At 65.7% G+C, this 14,876-nt stretch carries 11 protein-coding genes; 5 read left to right on the top strand and 6 right to left on the bottom strand.

The features are described 5' to 3' along the window. Nucleotides 1–99: 99 nt before the first annotated feature. The 4 genes from HCU76_RS28880 to HCU76_RS28895 all read left to right on the top strand — a co-directional run bounded on the left by HCU76_RS28880 (nt 100) and on the right by HCU76_RS28895 (nt 4,168). Nucleotides 100–984, top strand: a complete 885-nt coding sequence (locus HCU76_RS28880) for a bile acid:sodium symporter family protein (RefSeq protein ID WP_213958189.1) — start codon at nt 100–102, stop codon at nt 982–984. Between the two features lie 30 nt (nt 985–1,014). Next, nucleotides 1,015–2,124, top strand: coding sequence for an enolase C-terminal domain-like protein (locus HCU76_RS28885; RefSeq protein WP_218511212.1), 1,110 nt, complete (start codon nt 1,015–1,017; stop codon nt 2,122–2,124). Nucleotides 2,125–2,158: 34 nt separating this feature from the next. Then, nucleotides 2,159–3,706 (top strand): acetolactate synthase large subunit, encoded by a 1,548-nt coding sequence (locus HCU76_RS28890; RefSeq protein ID WP_218511222.1) that lies wholly within the window; start codon nt 2,159–2,161, stop codon nt 3,704–3,706. Nucleotides 3,707–3,796: 90 nt separating this feature from the next. Next, on the top strand, nt 3,797–4,168 hold the full coding sequence (locus tag HCU76_RS28895) for a hypothetical protein (protein WP_218511213.1): 372 nt from the start codon (nt 3,797–3,799) through the stop codon (nt 4,166–4,168). Nucleotides 4,169–4,271: 103 nt separating this feature from the next. Here HCU76_RS28895 and HCU76_RS28900 read toward each other — a convergent pair whose 3' ends face one another. The 6 genes from HCU76_RS28900 to HCU76_RS28925 form a co-directional block, all read right to left on the bottom strand. Continuing rightward, nucleotides 4,272–5,783: an arylsulfatase gene (locus HCU76_RS28900; protein ID WP_218511214.1), complete on the bottom strand. Its 1,512-nt coding sequence runs from the start codon at nt 5,781–5,783 to the stop codon at nt 4,272–4,274. 253 nt (nt 5,784–6,036) lie between these two features. After that, nucleotides 6,037–7,695 carry an AMP-binding protein gene (locus HCU76_RS28905; RefSeq protein WP_218511215.1) on the bottom strand — a complete coding sequence of 553 codons (1,659 nt, stop codon included), beginning with the start codon at nt 7,693–7,695 and terminating at the stop codon, nt 6,037–6,039. A gap of 12 nt (nt 7,696–7,707) precedes the next feature. Then, complete coding sequence (locus tag HCU76_RS28910) at nt 7,708–9,216, bottom strand: coniferyl aldehyde dehydrogenase (protein WP_218511216.1); 1,509 nt, start codon at nt 9,214–9,216, stop codon at nt 7,708–7,710. A gap of 250 nt (nt 9,217–9,466) precedes the next feature. Further along, nucleotides 9,467–11,185, bottom strand: coding sequence for an alkyl sulfatase dimerization domain-containing protein (locus tag HCU76_RS28915; RefSeq protein WP_213958183.1), 1,719 nt, complete (start codon nt 11,183–11,185; stop codon nt 9,467–9,469). A 32-nt stretch (nt 11,186–11,217) separates the two neighbouring features. Then, nucleotides 11,218–12,510: an MFS transporter gene (locus HCU76_RS28920; RefSeq protein WP_345944771.1), complete on the bottom strand. Its 1,293-nt coding sequence runs from the start codon at nt 12,508–12,510 to the stop codon at nt 11,218–11,220. A gap of 49 nt (nt 12,511–12,559) precedes the next feature. Next, nucleotides 12,560–13,903: a DUF1254 domain-containing protein gene (locus HCU76_RS28925; RefSeq protein ID WP_213958182.1), complete on the bottom strand. Its 1,344-nt coding sequence runs from the start codon at nt 13,901–13,903 to the stop codon at nt 12,560–12,562. Between the two features lie 70 nt (nt 13,904–13,973). Between HCU76_RS28925 and HCU76_RS28930 the strand changes: the two genes are divergently transcribed. Next, entirely contained in the window at nt 13,974–14,825 is an 852-nt protein-coding gene (locus HCU76_RS28930; protein WP_256354549.1) for a Crp/Fnr family transcriptional regulator, read from the top strand. The last annotated feature ends 51 nt before the right edge of the window (nt 14,826–14,876 follow it).

The following is a 14,876-nucleotide window of genomic DNA, read 5'->3' on the forward strand; positions in this document are numbered from 1 at the left end:
GCAGCCTGTTCCTTGAATCGCCTGCCCGACGGCCCCGGGCTGCCGCGCCCACCCCCACCCACCGAAACATACGAGCCTCCGAGGCTCGAGGAGAGAGACATGCAAGCCAACGCGTTATCCACCATCGGCCTTCCGCTGGCCCTGGCCGTCATCATGCTGGGCCTGGGCCTGCACCTTCGCATCGAGGACTTCAAGCGGATCCTGGTGCAACCCAAGGCCATCCTGATCGGGCTGCTGTGCCAGACGGTGCTGCTGCCCGCCCTGTGCTTCTTCCTGTGCAAGTCGCTGGGCCTGTCCGCCGAACTGGCGGTGGGCATGATGCTGCTGGCCGCATCGCCGGGCGGCATCACCGCCAACCTGTATTCGCACCTGTTCAAGGGCGACGTGGCGCTGAACATCTCGCTCACGGCCATCAACAGCGTGCTGTCCATCGCGAGCATTCCGTTCATCGTCAACTTTGCGCTGGAGAGCTTCATGGGCAGCCAGGCGTACATCCCGCTGCAATTCCAAAAGACCCTCGAAGTCATCGTGATGGTGCTCACGCCGGTGGCCATCGGGATGGTCATCCACGCGAAGTTCCCGCGCTTCTCCGCCCGGATGGACAAGCCGGTGAAGATCGCCTCTTCGGTGATCCTTGCGCTGCTCATCGTGCTGGTCGTCATCAGCCAGTGGACCGTGCTCATGAGCAACATCCAGGTCGTGGGCACGGCCACCCTGGCGTTCAACGTCCTCAGCATGCTGGTGGGTTACTTCGCCGGCAAGTTCAGCCGCTTGACCGAAGGCCAGAACCGCGCCATCGCCTTCGAGATCGGCCTGCACAACAGCACGCTGGGGATCTACCTCGCGCTGGTCGTGCTCAAGGACGGTGCCATGTCGATTGCGCCTGCCATCTACGGCCTGCTGATGTTCTTCACCGCGGCGGTCTTCGGTTGGTGGGTGTCGCGCCGCGCGGCGGCGGCCCCGGCGCTGGCCGTGGCGCGATAAGCCCCAACCATCACACAAGAAAAGACAACCATGACAGCAATCCAATCCACGACCCTGACCTTCGACCGCATCGAGGCGCGCCCGGTCATGCTCAAGCTCAAGCGGCCGATCCAGGCCCGCATCGGCAGCGTGAGCGACTGGCCGGTGATCCTGATCGACCTGCACACCAGGGAGGGCATCGTCGGCAAGAGCTACCTCGAGCCCTACCTGCCCAACTCGATGAAGTACCTGATCGCGATGCTGAAGGACCTCAGCGACGCGCTCAAGGGGCGCCAGGTCGCACCGGCCGACATCTACAACATCGCGCGCAAGTCGCTGCACCTGGTGGGCTACCCCGGCCTGTCGATGATCGCCGTGTCAGGCCTCGACATGGCGGCGTGGGACGCGCTGGCCAAGTCGGCCAACCTGCCGCTGTGCACCTTCCTCGGCGGCTCCGTGGGCCCGGTCAACGCCTACCAGAGCAGCGGCCTGTGGCTCATTCCGCCGGAGGCCGCTGAAGAAGAAGCCATCCAGCTGCGCGACGAAGGCAACTTCACCGCGATGAAGATGCGCATGGGCCGCGAGCACCTGCGCGACGACCTGGCCACGCTCAAGGCCGTGCGCAAGGGTGTTGGTGATGACATGCGCCTGATGGTCGACTTCAACCAGTCGCTGCACATCGGCGACGCGCTGCTGCGTTGCCGCGCCATCGACGACCTGGGCTTCGAGTGGATCGAAGAACCGCTGCTCTACGACAACTTCGACGGCTACGCCAAGCTCCGCGAGGCCATCAAGACGCCCTTGCAGATGGGCGAGAACTTCTATGGCCCGCTGGACGTGCACCGCGCCATCCAGATGAAGACCTGCGATCTCATGATGCCCGACTTCATGCGCATCGGCGGCGTGACCGGCTGGATGCGTGCCGCAGCCATTGCCGGCGTTGCCGGCGTGCCGATGTCGACGCACTTCTACCCGGAGGTCGGCGCGCACGTCCTGCGCGTGACCGAGACCGCGCATCTCGTGGAGTGGATCGACTGGGTCAACCCGGTGTTGCAGAAGCCGTACGAGATCAGGAATGGCCAGGTGATCATTCCCGACGCACCGGGCCTGGGCATGGAGTGGGACGAGGACTTCGTCCGCAGCGCATTGATCCAACTGTAAACATCAAGACGGAGACAAGAACATGAGCACCGAAATGAATGGCGCGCAATCGCTGGTCCAGACCCTGGTCAATTGCGGCGTCGACATCTGCTTCGCCAACCCCGGCACGTCCGAGATGCACTTCGTGGCAGCGCTCGATTCCATCGAGGGCATCCGGCCGGTGCTCTGCCTGTTCGAGGGCGTCGTCACCGGCGCGGCCGACGGCTACGGCCGCATCGCCGGCAAGCCCGCCGCGACGCTGCTGCACCTGGGCCCCGGCCTTGCCAACGGCCTGGCCAACCTGCACAACGCGCGCCGCGCCGCCACGCCCATCGTCAACGTCGTGGGCGACCACGCGACCTACCACCTGCAATACGACGCGCTGCTGACCTCGGACATCGTCGGCTTCGCGCGGCCGGTGTCTTCGTGGATCCACGAATCGAAGCGCGCCCAGTCCGTGGCCACCGACGCGGCGCGCGCCGTGCAGGCCGCCCGCTCCGCGCCCGGCGGCATTGCCACGCTGATCCTGCCCGCCGACACCGCCTGGAATCCCGCCGAGAGGGCCGCGTCCGCGCTGCCCGACATCCTGCCCGCAGTCGTCGGCAGCGACGCCATCGACGACGTGGCGAAGTTGCTCTCCAACGGCAAGAAGACCGCCTTCATCCTGCGCGGCGCTGCCCTCCACGGCGCCGGGCTCGAAGCCGCTGGACGTGTCCAGGCCAAGACCGGCGCACGCCTGCTCTGCGACACCTTCGCGCCGATGATCGAGTTGGGCGCAGGCCGCGTGCCCGTCGAGCGCATCCCGTATTTCGCCGAGCAGATCGTGGCTTTCCTGACCGGCATCGAACAGATCATCCTGGTCGGCAGCAAGCCGCCGGTGTCGTTCTTTGCCTATCCCGGCAAGCCCAGTTGGTGCGCACCGGAGTCCTGCCAGTTCAGCACGCTGGCCCATCCGCACGAAGACGGCCCCGGCGCGCTGGCGGCATTGGCCGACGCGCTCGGCGCACCGGCCAGTTCGCCGATCCGCGTGCCTTTCCTGCTGCCAGACGTCCCCGCGAGCGGCACGCTGAACGCCGAGACCATCGCGCAGGTCATCGCTGCGATGACGCCCGACAACGCCATCTACGCCGACGAAGCGGCAACCTCCGTCTTCCCCTTGCTGACGCACCTGGGCCGCGCGCGACCGCACACCCACCTGCCGCTGACTGGTGGTTCGATCGGCCAGGGCTTGCCAGTGGCCGTCGGCGCCGCGCTCGCGGCACCTGATCGCAAGGTGATCTGCCCGCACGGCGACGGCGGCGCGGCATACACCATGCAGGCCCTGTGGACCATGGCGCGCGAAGACCTTGACATCACGGTCGTTATCTACGCCAACCGTTCCTATGCCATTCTCAACATCGAGTTGCAGCGCGTGGGCGCTTTGAATGCCGGTCCGAAGGCACTCTCGATGCTCGACCTGCACAACCCCGAGATGAACTGGACGAAGATTGCCCAAGGCCTGGGCGTCGAAGCCAGCCGCGCGACCACCGTTGAAGAGTTCGCCGACCAGTACGCGTCGGCCATGAAGCAGCGCGGACCGCGACTGATCGAAGCAATGATCTGAGCGCGGAGCGCCTTCAACGATGTTCCTTCCTGCCGCCGCAAGCGCCGGCCCGCGCGGCAATCAACGATAACCCTGAACCCAGGCTCCCACATGATTACCGCCCATATCGAAATGATCCTCCTCGTCACCGGCTTGCTGACTGCCAGCATGATCGTGACGTCACTCGCGCCGTCGACGGTGCTGCGACTGGTCTATGGCGACAAGACCCGACTCGACGACGTCGGCCTGCTGGTCGCCCGCCACTGGGGTGTGCTGGTGTTCTGCAACGGCGCGTTGATCGTCGCCGCGGCCTGGATGCCCGAACTGCGCACGCCCGTGCTGATCGCCTCGGTCCTGCAGAAGCTCACGTTCGTGACGCTGCAGGTGGCGATCATGCGTGGACGTGGCATGACGCGGCTGCTCGCCGGCGGCGACCTGGTCTTCTCGATCCTGTACCTGCTGTATCTGACCCAGCTCGCCTGATCATCTGCTGGAGCCCGGCGCTCGCGAAGGTCACCGACACTTCGCGAGAGTCCGGGGGCCCGCTGCGATGGCCGGGACGCGGCCGCAACCCCCGGGGTTCGCCTCAATGGCCTCCGCCGCCAGATGCCTCGGTCATCTTCTCGATGACCTGGTCCAGGCTGAAGCTCGCAGACTTCTGCCGCGGCGGGAACTCCTTGAAGGTCTCCAGGAACTCGGAGACGATCACCTGCGCCGGCACGCACAGGTAGATGTGGCGGAAATGCCAGTCGTAGTAGGTGTTCGAGGTCTGTATCGCCCGCTCGTACGGGTCCATGCGCAGATTGAAGATGTACGGTGCGCGCAGTACCACGAAGGGCTCCAGCCAGATCTTCAGCGTGCCCGAGACGCGCTGCTCCATGAACATCAACTTCCAGTTGTCGTAGCGCAGCGCCGCGACATCGCCCTCGTCGGTGAAGTAGATGAAGCCGGGGCGCGGGCTCTTCTTCTCCTTGCCCGTGAGGTAGGGCACCAGGTTGTAGCCGTCCAGGTGCACCTTGAAGGTCTTGGCGCCGATCTTGAGGCCCTTCTTCAGCTTCTCCTTGATGTCGGGATCGCCGGCGGCGGCGAGGATGGTGGGGAACCAGTCGAGGTGGCTGACGATCTCGTTCGACTCCGAGCCGGGCTCGATGTAGCCGGGGAAGCGCACCACCAGCGGAATCCGATAGGCGCCTTCCCAGCTCGAGTTCTTCTCGTTGCGGAACGGCGTGGTGCCCGCGTCCGGCCAGGTGTTCATGTGCGGGCCGTTGTCGGTGCTGTACTTGACGAAGGTGTTGTCGGCGATGCCGAGTTCGTCCAGGAAGTCGAGCATCTCGCCGATGCACTTGTCGTGGTCGATCATCACGTCGTGGTATTCCGACTGCCAGCGGCCCGACTGGCCACGGCTCTCGGGCTTGACGTGCGTCCATGCGTGCATGTGCGAGGTGTTGAACCAGACGAAGAAGGGCTCGTCCGCATCGTGCGCGGCCTGGATGAATTTCTTGGCCGCGGCCAGGAATTCGTCGTCGCAGGTTTCCATGCGCTTGATGGTCAGCGGACCGGTGTTCTCGATCTTCTGGCCGCCCTTGCCGTCGGCCCAGCAGTGCAGCACGCCGCGCGGGCCGTACTTCTTCTTGAAGTCCGGGAAGTCCTTTTCAGGCGGGTAGTCGACGTGCTCGGGCTCTTCTTCTGCGTTCAGGTGGTAGAGGTTGCCGAAGAACTCGTCGAAGCCGTGCATCGTGGGCAAATGCTCGTCGCGGTCACCCAGGTGGTTCTTGCCGAACTGGCCGGTGCGGTAGCCCAACGGCTTGAGCGCCTCGGCGATGGTGATGTCCTCTGCCTTGAGGCCCAGGTCCGCACCGGGCAGACCGACCTTGGTGAGGCCGGTGCGCAGGCCGCACTGGCCGGTGATGAACGATGCCCGCCCGGCCGTGCAGCTTTGCTCGGCGTAGGCATCCGTGAAGATCATCCCTTCCTTCGCGATCCGATCGATGTTGGGCGTTCGGTAGCCCATCATCCCCTTCGTGTAACAACTCAAGTTGGACTGGCCGATGTCGTCCCCCCACATCACGAGAATGTTGGGCCTCTTGCTCTTCGCCATGCTTTCGCTCCTTCTGTTGCCGATGGTTGCCCCTGGGAGGGCGGATTTGCCGACATGAACTGCATTGGATGTGCGAGACGCCGAGTCGAGACGCTGCTCGGCACAGGCACGAGATCAATGTCGGCGGGAATGGTGCACGCGCTGTGGCACGCGCAAATGGCCGTAGCTGCAGGTGCGGCCCGCCTTGATTAGAGGCCGGCTCTCGCGCTCAAGTAAAGGCCGCATGTCAGAAGACACCACGTCTGCGCTGTCTTCAGGCAAGCGCGGCAACGGCAGGCGCGATGTCGCGCAGTTCGCGACGCAGGATCTTGCCCACGGTGGACTTGGGCAACGCCTCGATGATGCGCACGACCTTCGGCACCTTGTAGCCCGTGAGCGCCTTGCGGCAGTGGTCGATGACGGCCTGCCCGGTCAACTCCGCGCCCGGCGCCTTCACGACGAACAGGCGGATGGCCTCGCCGGTCTTCTCGTCGGGCACGCCGATGCAGGCGCACTCGGCCACGCCGGGGCAGGCCGTGGCCACAGCCTCGATCTCGTTCGGATACACGTTGAAGCCAGAGACGATGATCATGTCCTTGATGCGGTCCACGATCTTCAGGTAGCCGCGCTCGTCGAACACGCCGACGTCGCCTGTGCGGAAGTAGCCGTCGGCTGTGAACGCCGCCGCGTTGGCTTCCGGCTTCTGCCAGTAGCCGCTCATGACCTGCGGACCCTTGGCGCAGATTTCGCCCGCCTGGCCCAGCGGCACTTCGTTGCCGGCGTCGTCGATCAGCTTGATGTCCGTCGATGGCCATGGCAGGCCCGTGGTGCCGGAGAACGCCTCGATGAAGGGCGGGTTCAGCGACAGCACCGGGCTGGTCTCCGACAGGCCATAGCCTTCCAGGATCAGCTTGCCGGTGATCTCCTGCCAGCGCGCTGACACGGCCGGGAACACGGCAGCGCCACCGCCCACGGACAGGCGCAGGTGCGACCAGTCCACTTCCTTGAGCTTGGGGTTCGCGGCCAGGCCGGCATACAGCGTGTTCACGCCGGCGAAGACCGTCATCTTCGAATCCTTGAAGGTCTGGATCAGACCGTCCATGTCGCGCGGGTTGGCCACCAGCCAGTTCTCCGAACCCAGCGCGAAGTAGCTGATCAGGTTCACCATCAAGGCGAAGATGTGATACAGCGGCAACGCCGTGACGATGACGTCCTGGCCCGGGACCATCGAGTCCCCCATGAAGGCCTTGTACTGCTCGGTATTGGCGACCAGGTTGCGGTGCGAGAGGCACGCACCCTTCGACAAGCCGGTGGTGCCGCCGGTGTATTGAAGGAACAGCAGGTCGTCGCCTGTGATCCTTGGCGCGGCATAGTCGGTTGGCTTGTCTTCGGCCAGGATGCTGGCCAGCGCGACGGTGTGGGTCAGGCGCGCGTCCACCGCGGGTGCGGGCAGCGCGACCGGCAGGCTGTCGCCGGGGGCGGCGGTGATGACGGTGGTGACACCCGTGTGCTCGACGATCTCGGCCAGGGTCGGCGTGGAGCCGTTGAACAAGATGATGGTCTTGACGCCCGCATCGTTGAGCTGGTGTGCCAGTTCGCGCGGCGTGTACAGCGGGTTCACGTTGACCTGCACGGCACCGACGCGCGCAATGCCGATGAACACGATCGGGAAGGCGGCGAGGTTGGGCATCATGACCGCGACGCGATCGCCCTTGGTCACGCCGAGTTCACGCTGCAGATAGCTTGCGAAGCGCGCCGACAGGCGGTCGACGTCTGCGTAGCTCAGGCGCTGGCCGAAGGACACGAAGGCCGTCTCGTCGGCGTACTTCTGCATCGCCTGTTCGAGCATGTCGACGACGGAGCGATAGGCGTCCGGATTGATGTGGGCGGGGACTTTGCCGTAGGAGGCCAGCCAGGGACGGGGGGTGGTCATGGTCGATGTCTTTCAGTGATGTTGGGGCACTGCGCGCGCGGGTGCGGCCGTGACGGCGGAGGTGCCGCCGGCCAGCACGGGATCGCCGCTGCCCAGGTAGAAGTTGAGGGCAAGGCGTTGGACAAAGGTGCCGTACGGCGGGTAGAACAGGTCGATCGGGAAGAAGCGATGGCGCTTGAACACCGTCTTGCCGTGCGACAGCTCGCGAAAGCCTTCCTCGCCGTGGTAGTTGCCCATCCCCGAATTGCCGATGCCGCCGAAGGGCGCATCGTGGTTGACCACATGCCAGCCCCAGTCGTTGACCGCCACGCCACCCGAGTGCGTGCGGGTGAGCAGCTTGTCGCGCTCGGCGCTGTCGTGGCTGAAGCAGTACAGCGCCAGCGGCCGCTCGCGCTCGTTGATGTAGTGGATGGCTTCGTCCATCGTGTCGTAGGGCACGACGGGCAGCAGTGGGCCGAACAGCTCTTCCGTCATCACCAGCATGTCGGGCCGCAGGTTGGTGATGATCTGCAGCGGCAGTGCGCGGCTCTTGCCGACCGGCGCCGGTCCGCAGGATTCGATGTGCGCGCCCTTGGCCCGGGCATCGTCGAGCAGCCGCTGGATGCGCTGGAACTGGCGGTCGTCGACGATCTCGGTGTAGTCCGCGTTGCCCGCGGTCTTGCCCTTGAAGAAGCCCTGGAAGGTCTTGCGCACGCCGGCGATGAATTCGTCGACGCGTTCGCGCGGCACGAGCGCGTAGTCGGGCGATACGCAGATCTGCCCGGCATTGGTGGCCTTGCCGTGCGTGATGCGCTTGGCGGCATCGGCGACGGGGTAGTTGCGCGTCACGACCGCGGGCGACTTGCCGCCCAGTTCGAGCGTGACCGGCGTCAGGTTCGCGGCGGCGGTGCGCATCACGATCTTGCCCACGGCCGGCGAGCCGGTGAAGACGATGTGGTTGAAGGGCTGCGACGTGAAGACGTTGGGGTCGAGCAGTTCTTCGCCTACCACCGCCACCAGGTCTTCCTCGAAGACTTCGGCGAGCAGGGTCTTGAGCACCGCGTTGGTGGCCGGCGTGGCCTCGGGCATCTTGATCATCACGCGGTTGCCGGCGGCCAGCGCCGCGATGGCCGGCCCCACCGACAGGTAGATCGGGAAGTTCCACGGCGTGATCACGCCGACGACGCCCTTGGGCTGGTACACGACCTTCACGCTGTTGCTCAGGAACAGCAATTCGGTCGAGCGGCGGCTGGGCTTCATCCAGCGCCGCAGGTGCGAGATGGCGTGGTTGAGTTCCAGCATCACGCCCAGCAGATCGAGCATCTTCGACTCGGCGTGCGAGCGATGGCCAAAGTCCCGGCTCATGGCCTCTGCGAGCACGTCCTGGTAGCGCTGCAGTTGGCGCTTGAGCGTCTTGAGGCGGTCCAGGCGCTCGTTCGCGCTCGGCGAGGGGGCGGCGAGGAATGCCGCTTGCTGCAAGGTGAAGATCCGGGCGACGCGCTCGTTGGCTTCAGTCGCGGAGGGTGGATGTGCGATGTTCATGGGAATCGAATAGGTTTGGATGGGTGGTGGAAGTGCGCTGGCGCCGGTGGGTCGTGGTCACCGGTGCGTCGGGCAAGCCGCGTCGATGGTGGGAAGCCGACTGGCCGGTCCAATTCCTGAATGCCTTCCGGAAGTTGGATACATCGGAGAAGCCGACGCTGCGCAGGCATGCTTCCTCGATCGCGCCGATGAGGGCGGACTTGTCATGCCGCCCGCGGCTTGCGTTTGAAGACATGCCTGTGCCTCGCGCTCAACGGGAAGTGGTGCCGAGCACGGCGCCGATGACCGCCTCGTCGCCGGTTGCCTTGACGTCGCCCTTGGCCAGCAGTTCGCTGCCGGCGGCTTCGCGCCCGATCAGCCTGGCCCATGCGTCGAAGCTCATGCTGATGGTTGCATCGACCTTGACGCCGTTGGACGGCGCGGCGTCGGTGATGACGACCACGCCGTTGCGCAGCACCAGCGTGTAGTCGTTGTCGGGCTGCGTAAAGTTCACGTGCAGCACCTTCTGGCCGTTGGCGCTGAGCGAGGCCGGCAGGCTGAAGCGCAGGCCATTCACATAGGTGCGCGGCGGCATCTGCTTGACCATGCCGGCGTTGATGATCTTGAACGGCGTGACCGTGGTGTCGCAATGGCCTTCCAGTTCACGTGCCTGGGTCAGGTACCAGCTGCGCGTGTTGGCGGCCGTGGTGGCTTGCGCCATGGCGCGCAGGGCATCAGCCTTCAGTTGGCGGAATTCCGCGGCGCGGGGGCCGTCGACCTTCAGGCCCCAGGTCGCCATCTGCGCGACCCAGGCGAATTCGCGCTTGTCCATGGCGGCCTTCGCAGAGGTCATGAAGGAATCTTCGCCACCGGCCAGCGCGACGATGCGGCGCGCTTCCTCGGCCTCCGCGACAGGATGCAGGTCGACCGTGTCCTTGCCGAACCAGCCGACCATGCCGGCATACACCTGGCGCACGTGGTAGGGCAGTTCGCCGTAGTGCTGGCCGGTGAGGCGGCCGTTGGCGAGCGACTCGGGCATGCGGATGGTCTGCACCAGTTCGTCCGGCGACAGGCCGCGGTTGATGCCGCCGATGGTCTGGTCGTAGATGTACTGGATGGTGTCGCGGTACTCGGTGATGGCCTTGGCGATTTCCTCGCGCCCGCTGATCGGGATGCCATGCACGCCGATGAGGTGCTCGGGTTGCAGCTCCAGGATCTTGTCCAGGCCGCGCAGCAGTTCGATCGGGTTGCGGAACACCTCGCCGCGCAGCGTGTAGATGTTGAACATGGCCGGCCAGGCGATGTTGTTGATCACGGTGCGCGTCTCGGGCAGCCAGATCAGCAGCGTGTCGTCGGTGTCGCCCCAGGTGTGGAAGAACTCGAACTTCACGCCGTCGATCTCGGTGGCCATGCCGTCGGTGGTCGTGTGCGTCGGGCGCACGAAGCCGGTGGTGGGCTTGTACTTGTCCAGCTCGTAGAAGAAGGGGCCCAGGCCCATGTGTGGCATCGAGTCGGCGCCGTCCACCGGCAGGTGCAGGCCGAACTGGATGGCCACGCGGCGCATCATGAAGGGCGACAGGTCGCCGACCAGGCGACCCATGTTGCGCATCAGGTCGGGGTGGGCCCACACGGGCAGCTTGCCGTCGTCCTCGACCGGCGACCAGGCGCGCGAGCCGAAGATGTAGTGGGCGTGGGTGTAGACCAGGGCGCTGAGCGGCTTGTCGCAGACGGCCATCAGGTCATCACGCTGCATCACGGCCTGCTCGATGCAGTCGGCGGTGTCGACCACGATCATGCCGGTCTTGCCTTCGATCATCGTGCTGTTGCCCAGGCACGCGCCGACGTGGCACCAGACGCCCTTGGCGACCTCGTGGGCCTTGCGCTCGAACTGCTCGGCGTGCTTGGCGAAGCTGGCGTTGACGATTGCGCCGCGCGGGTTGGTGACGACGTCGACCGGGGCGCCCATGTAGGGGGAGAGAGTTGCGTTCATGATGTTGTGTCCTTTGTGTTTGTTCAGTTTGTTCAGTGGGCGAATGCCGGGGCGGGCGCAGGGGCGGGGCGAAGCAGCCTGGCGGCCGAGCCCTCGGGGTTCACGATGAAGAATCCGATGACGCCGCCGGCGATCATCAAGATGCCGGTGAGGGCGAAGCCGAGTTCGAACCCGGCGGCGCCGGCAGCGGACTGGATCAACTTGCCCGACACGGCGGGTGCCAGCACACCGGCCAGCGAAGCGATGGAGTTGTCGATGGCCAGCACGGCGCCGCGGCGCGATGTCGGGGTGACCTGAGCCAGCATGGCCGGGCCGAGCGAGTAGATGGCGGTGGTGAGACCGAAGGCCACGGCGAAGAAGCCGATGCGCATGGCGTTGCTTGGTCCCTCGAGCATCATCATGGCCATCAGGACGCCGGCCACGATCAAGGTGATGCTGGCGAATCGGCCGCGGGCATCGCGTGAACTCCAGCCCTTGTTCAAGAGGCGTTGCGACCAGATCGAGATCGCGAGCACCAGCGGAATGCTCACGGCCACCACGACGCCGTAGAGGCGGCCGGACGCGATGTTGTCGTAGCCCAGTCCCTTCTGGAAGTAGGCAGGCAACCAGGTCAGCGACGCGGACAGGCCCCAGTAGCCGACGAAGTGCAGCAGGAAGTTGCCGTACACCGTGGGGTCCTTCAGCACGCGGCCGAGCGGCGCTTCGGTGGCCTTGGCCCTGGCCTCGGCGGCCGGGTCCTTCACGTCGAGCTTGCCCTCGGCGCCCACGACCAGCCAGACCAGCGCCCAGGCCACGCCCACGGCGGCGAGCACATAGAAGCTCATGCGCCAGCCGTATTTGGCGGTGATCAGCGGCACGGTCATGCCGGCGACCAGCAGGCCGATGGCGCCGCCCTGCGAGAACAGGGCGACCGGCAGGTTGCGCTTGTTGTCGGGGAACCACTTGTAGGCGGCATGGATGGCGACTGGCCAGGCCGGGCCCTCGCCGGCGCCCAGCATCACGCGGGCGAAGATGATGATGCCCATCGACGAGCTCAGCGCGATCGGCAACTGGAACGCCGACCATGACAACGCCATGACGAGCAGCATCCACTTGGTGGAGAGCCGGTCGGCCAGGAAGCCGCCGACGATGCCCGAGATGGCGAACAGCCAGAAGAAGCTGCTGCCGATGAGGCCGAACTCGCTGGGCGAGAGCTTCAGGTCCTCCATCATCGGCACGGCCACCAGGCCCAGCACGATCTTGTCGGCGAAGTTCACCAGGATGAACACGGTCAGCATGGTCGCGATGCTCCATGCGCGCGCCGGGCGGTAGTTTTGAGTGATCACTTTCTTGTCTCTCTTTGTGTGTTTGTCGTGAGGGTCGGGCGGTGGCGCGTCAGAGGCGCTTGATCGCCGGCGGCACGTAGCTCTGGTCCAGCATGTCAGGGCCGGGCAAGTAGGTGCGCAGGAACAGGTTGAACTCGCCCTTGGGCGTCGGCAGCCAGTTGGCGTTGCCTTCGTCTTGCGGTTGCTCGTTCTGCATCAGGATTTCCAGCGAGCCGTCGGCGCCGTACTTGAGGCCGTCCGTGTTGCTGGCCAGCGAGTAGCGGCCGATGGGGTTGTCGACCAGGCAGAAGCGACCGTCGTACAGCGTGATCGACCAGAAGGCCTTCGCCTTGGGGATCTGGTCGCGCTCGAAGCGCAGCAGGTAGCGGTGCTCGCCGCTCAGCTCCTGGCCGTCCGCATCGGTGAAGGTGCGCAGCTTGGTCGATTGCTCGATCCAGTGCTCGACGATGCCCGAGAAAGCCTGCGGCGAGGCGCGGCCCACGTAGTCGCCCACGCTGGCCATGCGGCCCCAGTTCTTGTCGCCCCAGAACCAGGTGTTGACCACGGGGGTGTCGCCACCGGCCTTGGCGACCTTGGCCAGCAGTGCCGGGCCGTCCTGGAGAACGCGGGCCAGGCCGCGCCGGGTGGCTTCGTCGAGCTCGTTCAGCGGCGCACGGGCGTAGGGACCCAGGCCGATGCGGCCGAACTGGCGCATCAGCACCTCGTGGCTGGCCGGCGGCGGGTTCTCGCACATGGCGGCATGCATCGTGTGGAAGTCGCCGAGCGGAAGATTCGGCGCCGTGGGCACGAGCACCTCGCGCCGGGCTTCCGGTTCGGTGCCGGCCAGCCAGTTCGACAGCGGCGTCAGCTTGCACTTCGCCTGGATGGCGCGCGCGGCGGCAAGGTCTTCGCCGCCGGGCGTCGACACCCGGGCGATGGTGAAGACGCCCGGCGTGGTCGAGCGCATGACGGTGTCGATGCCGGCGGGCAACGCTTCGTCCCGGCCCTCCCAGCCCGGCGGCACGATCAGGCAGGTCTGGGCCTTGCCGTCGTTGACGTTGCCGCCCACATAGCCGAGCAGGTCCGAATAGAACTCCGCCAGCTGGATCGTCACATAGCGATCGCCGCAGGCCGGCGCCTCAAGCACCACGGGCCCCCGGGACAAGTCGACCCAGGCGAGGGAATAGAGGCCGTCGCGGTAGGGCGAGCCGCCGTACTGCATGGTGTGATCCGCCAGCACCGGGATGTGGAAGAAGGTGTTGAGCGGCGTGTCGATTGCACCCTGCGGTCGCATGACCATGCCGAATCGCAGCTTGGCATAGTGGAGTGCCGGAAAGCCGTAGGCGTAGGCCTGCATTCCGAGAAGATAGGCGTGGTCTTCACGCCAATCGGTGGCGCAGTCTGTCGTGTTCATGGGGTCTCTTGTCTCCTGTTGATCGGGGGCGCCGGCTGCTTGCTGGCACCGCTTTTTCGGGGGTGAGGTGATGCTAGGTTTCCCTCTGCCCAAGCGGACACAGTCCCGATACAGTTCTGTCGGCATGACGACAGTTCGCAAAGGTCTGGATTCGTACTGGCCGCTGGCGCGGTCGCTGCTGATGCGCGAGCCGGGTTTCGACCGCTGTCCCGCGGATTCCATCGACGCCTTGCTGGAGCGCGCGAGACTCGTGAACGTCGCACGTGGCGCGACGGTGCATCGCTATGGCGAACAGCTCGAAGATCTGGTGATGGTCGTCGACGGCGTGCTGGAAGCAGGCCGGCAGGTGGGCGAGGGCCGGCGCCACCTGGTGGCTTTCACCTATCCGGGAATGGTCCTGGGCTTTCTTCCCTGTGTCGACGGCGGCCCGATCCCGCACGACACGGTCGCCCACGTGGCCAGCGTCCTGATGCTGATGCCGGTCGATGCGGTTCGCAAGCGGCGGCAAATCGACACATCGGTTCGCCAGGCTTTCGAGATCCAGTTTGCGGACCGGATCCGGCGCCTCTACGACGGTTTGGCCGAAAGCAACGTACTGCCATTGCGCCAGCGCCTTGCCAAGCTGTTGCACACACTGGTCGGCAGCCATGGCCGCGAGACTGGACAGGAATGGCACATTGAACTGGACACGCCGCAATCCGACCTGGCCGACCTCCTCGGTGCCACGCGCCAGAGCGTCAACGTGGAGTTGCGGGAATTCGAACGCGAAGGGCTGATCCGGGTGGCCCGTTCGCGCATCACGGTGCTCGATCTGGACGCCTTGCGCGCCCACGGACCACGCGGCGCGATCGTGTCGGTTGAGCGGGCTGCGGGGGCCGAGCAAGCAGCCGGTTCAGTGGGCGCAGGTCACGCTACCGGCTGAAGCAAGACCGGCTCCTGACACCAGGCCTCTGCGGCATGGAGCGACCGGGAT

The sequence above is a fragment of the Variovorax sp. dw_308 genome, from assembly GCF_019207085.1.
GTDB lineage: Bacteria > Pseudomonadota > Gammaproteobacteria > Burkholderiales > Burkholderiaceae_C > Variovorax.

What these genes read in the sequence shown, in the direction of transcription:
- HCU76_RS28880 (WP_213958189.1), top strand. Translation starts at nt 100, where the DNA reads ATGCAAGCCAACGCGTTATCCACCATCGGCCTTCCGCTGGCCCTGGCC.
- HCU76_RS28885 (WP_218511212.1), top strand. Translation starts at nt 1,015, where the DNA reads ATGACAGCAATCCAATCCACGACCCTGACCTTCGACCGCATCGAGGCG.
- HCU76_RS28890 (WP_218511222.1), top strand. Translation starts at nt 2,159, where the DNA reads ATGAATGGCGCGCAATCGCTGGTCCAGACCCTGGTCAATTGCGGCGTC.
- HCU76_RS28895 (WP_218511213.1), top strand. Translation starts at nt 3,797, where the DNA reads ATGATTACCGCCCATATCGAAATGATCCTCCTCGTCACCGGCTTGCTG.
- HCU76_RS28900 (WP_218511214.1), bottom strand. Translation starts at nt 5,783, where the DNA reads ATGGCGAAGAGCAAGAGGCCCAACATTCTCGTGATGTGGGGGGACGAC.
- HCU76_RS28905 (WP_218511215.1), bottom strand. Translation starts at nt 7,695, where the DNA reads ATGACCACCCCCCGTCCCTGGCTGGCCTCCTACGGCAAAGTCCCCGCC.
- HCU76_RS28910 (WP_218511216.1), bottom strand. Translation starts at nt 9,216, where the DNA reads ATGAACATCGCACATCCACCCTCCGCGACTGAAGCCAACGAGCGCGTC.
- HCU76_RS28915 (WP_213958183.1), bottom strand. Translation starts at nt 11,185, where the DNA reads ATGAACGCAACTCTCTCCCCCTACATGGGCGCCCCGGTCGACGTCGTC.
- HCU76_RS28925 (WP_213958182.1), bottom strand. Translation starts at nt 13,903, where the DNA reads ATGAACACGACAGACTGCGCCACCGATTGGCGTGAAGACCACGCCTAT.
- HCU76_RS28930 (WP_256354549.1), top strand. Translation starts at nt 13,974, where the DNA reads ATGCTAGGTTTCCCTCTGCCCAAGCGGACACAGTCCCGATACAGTTCT.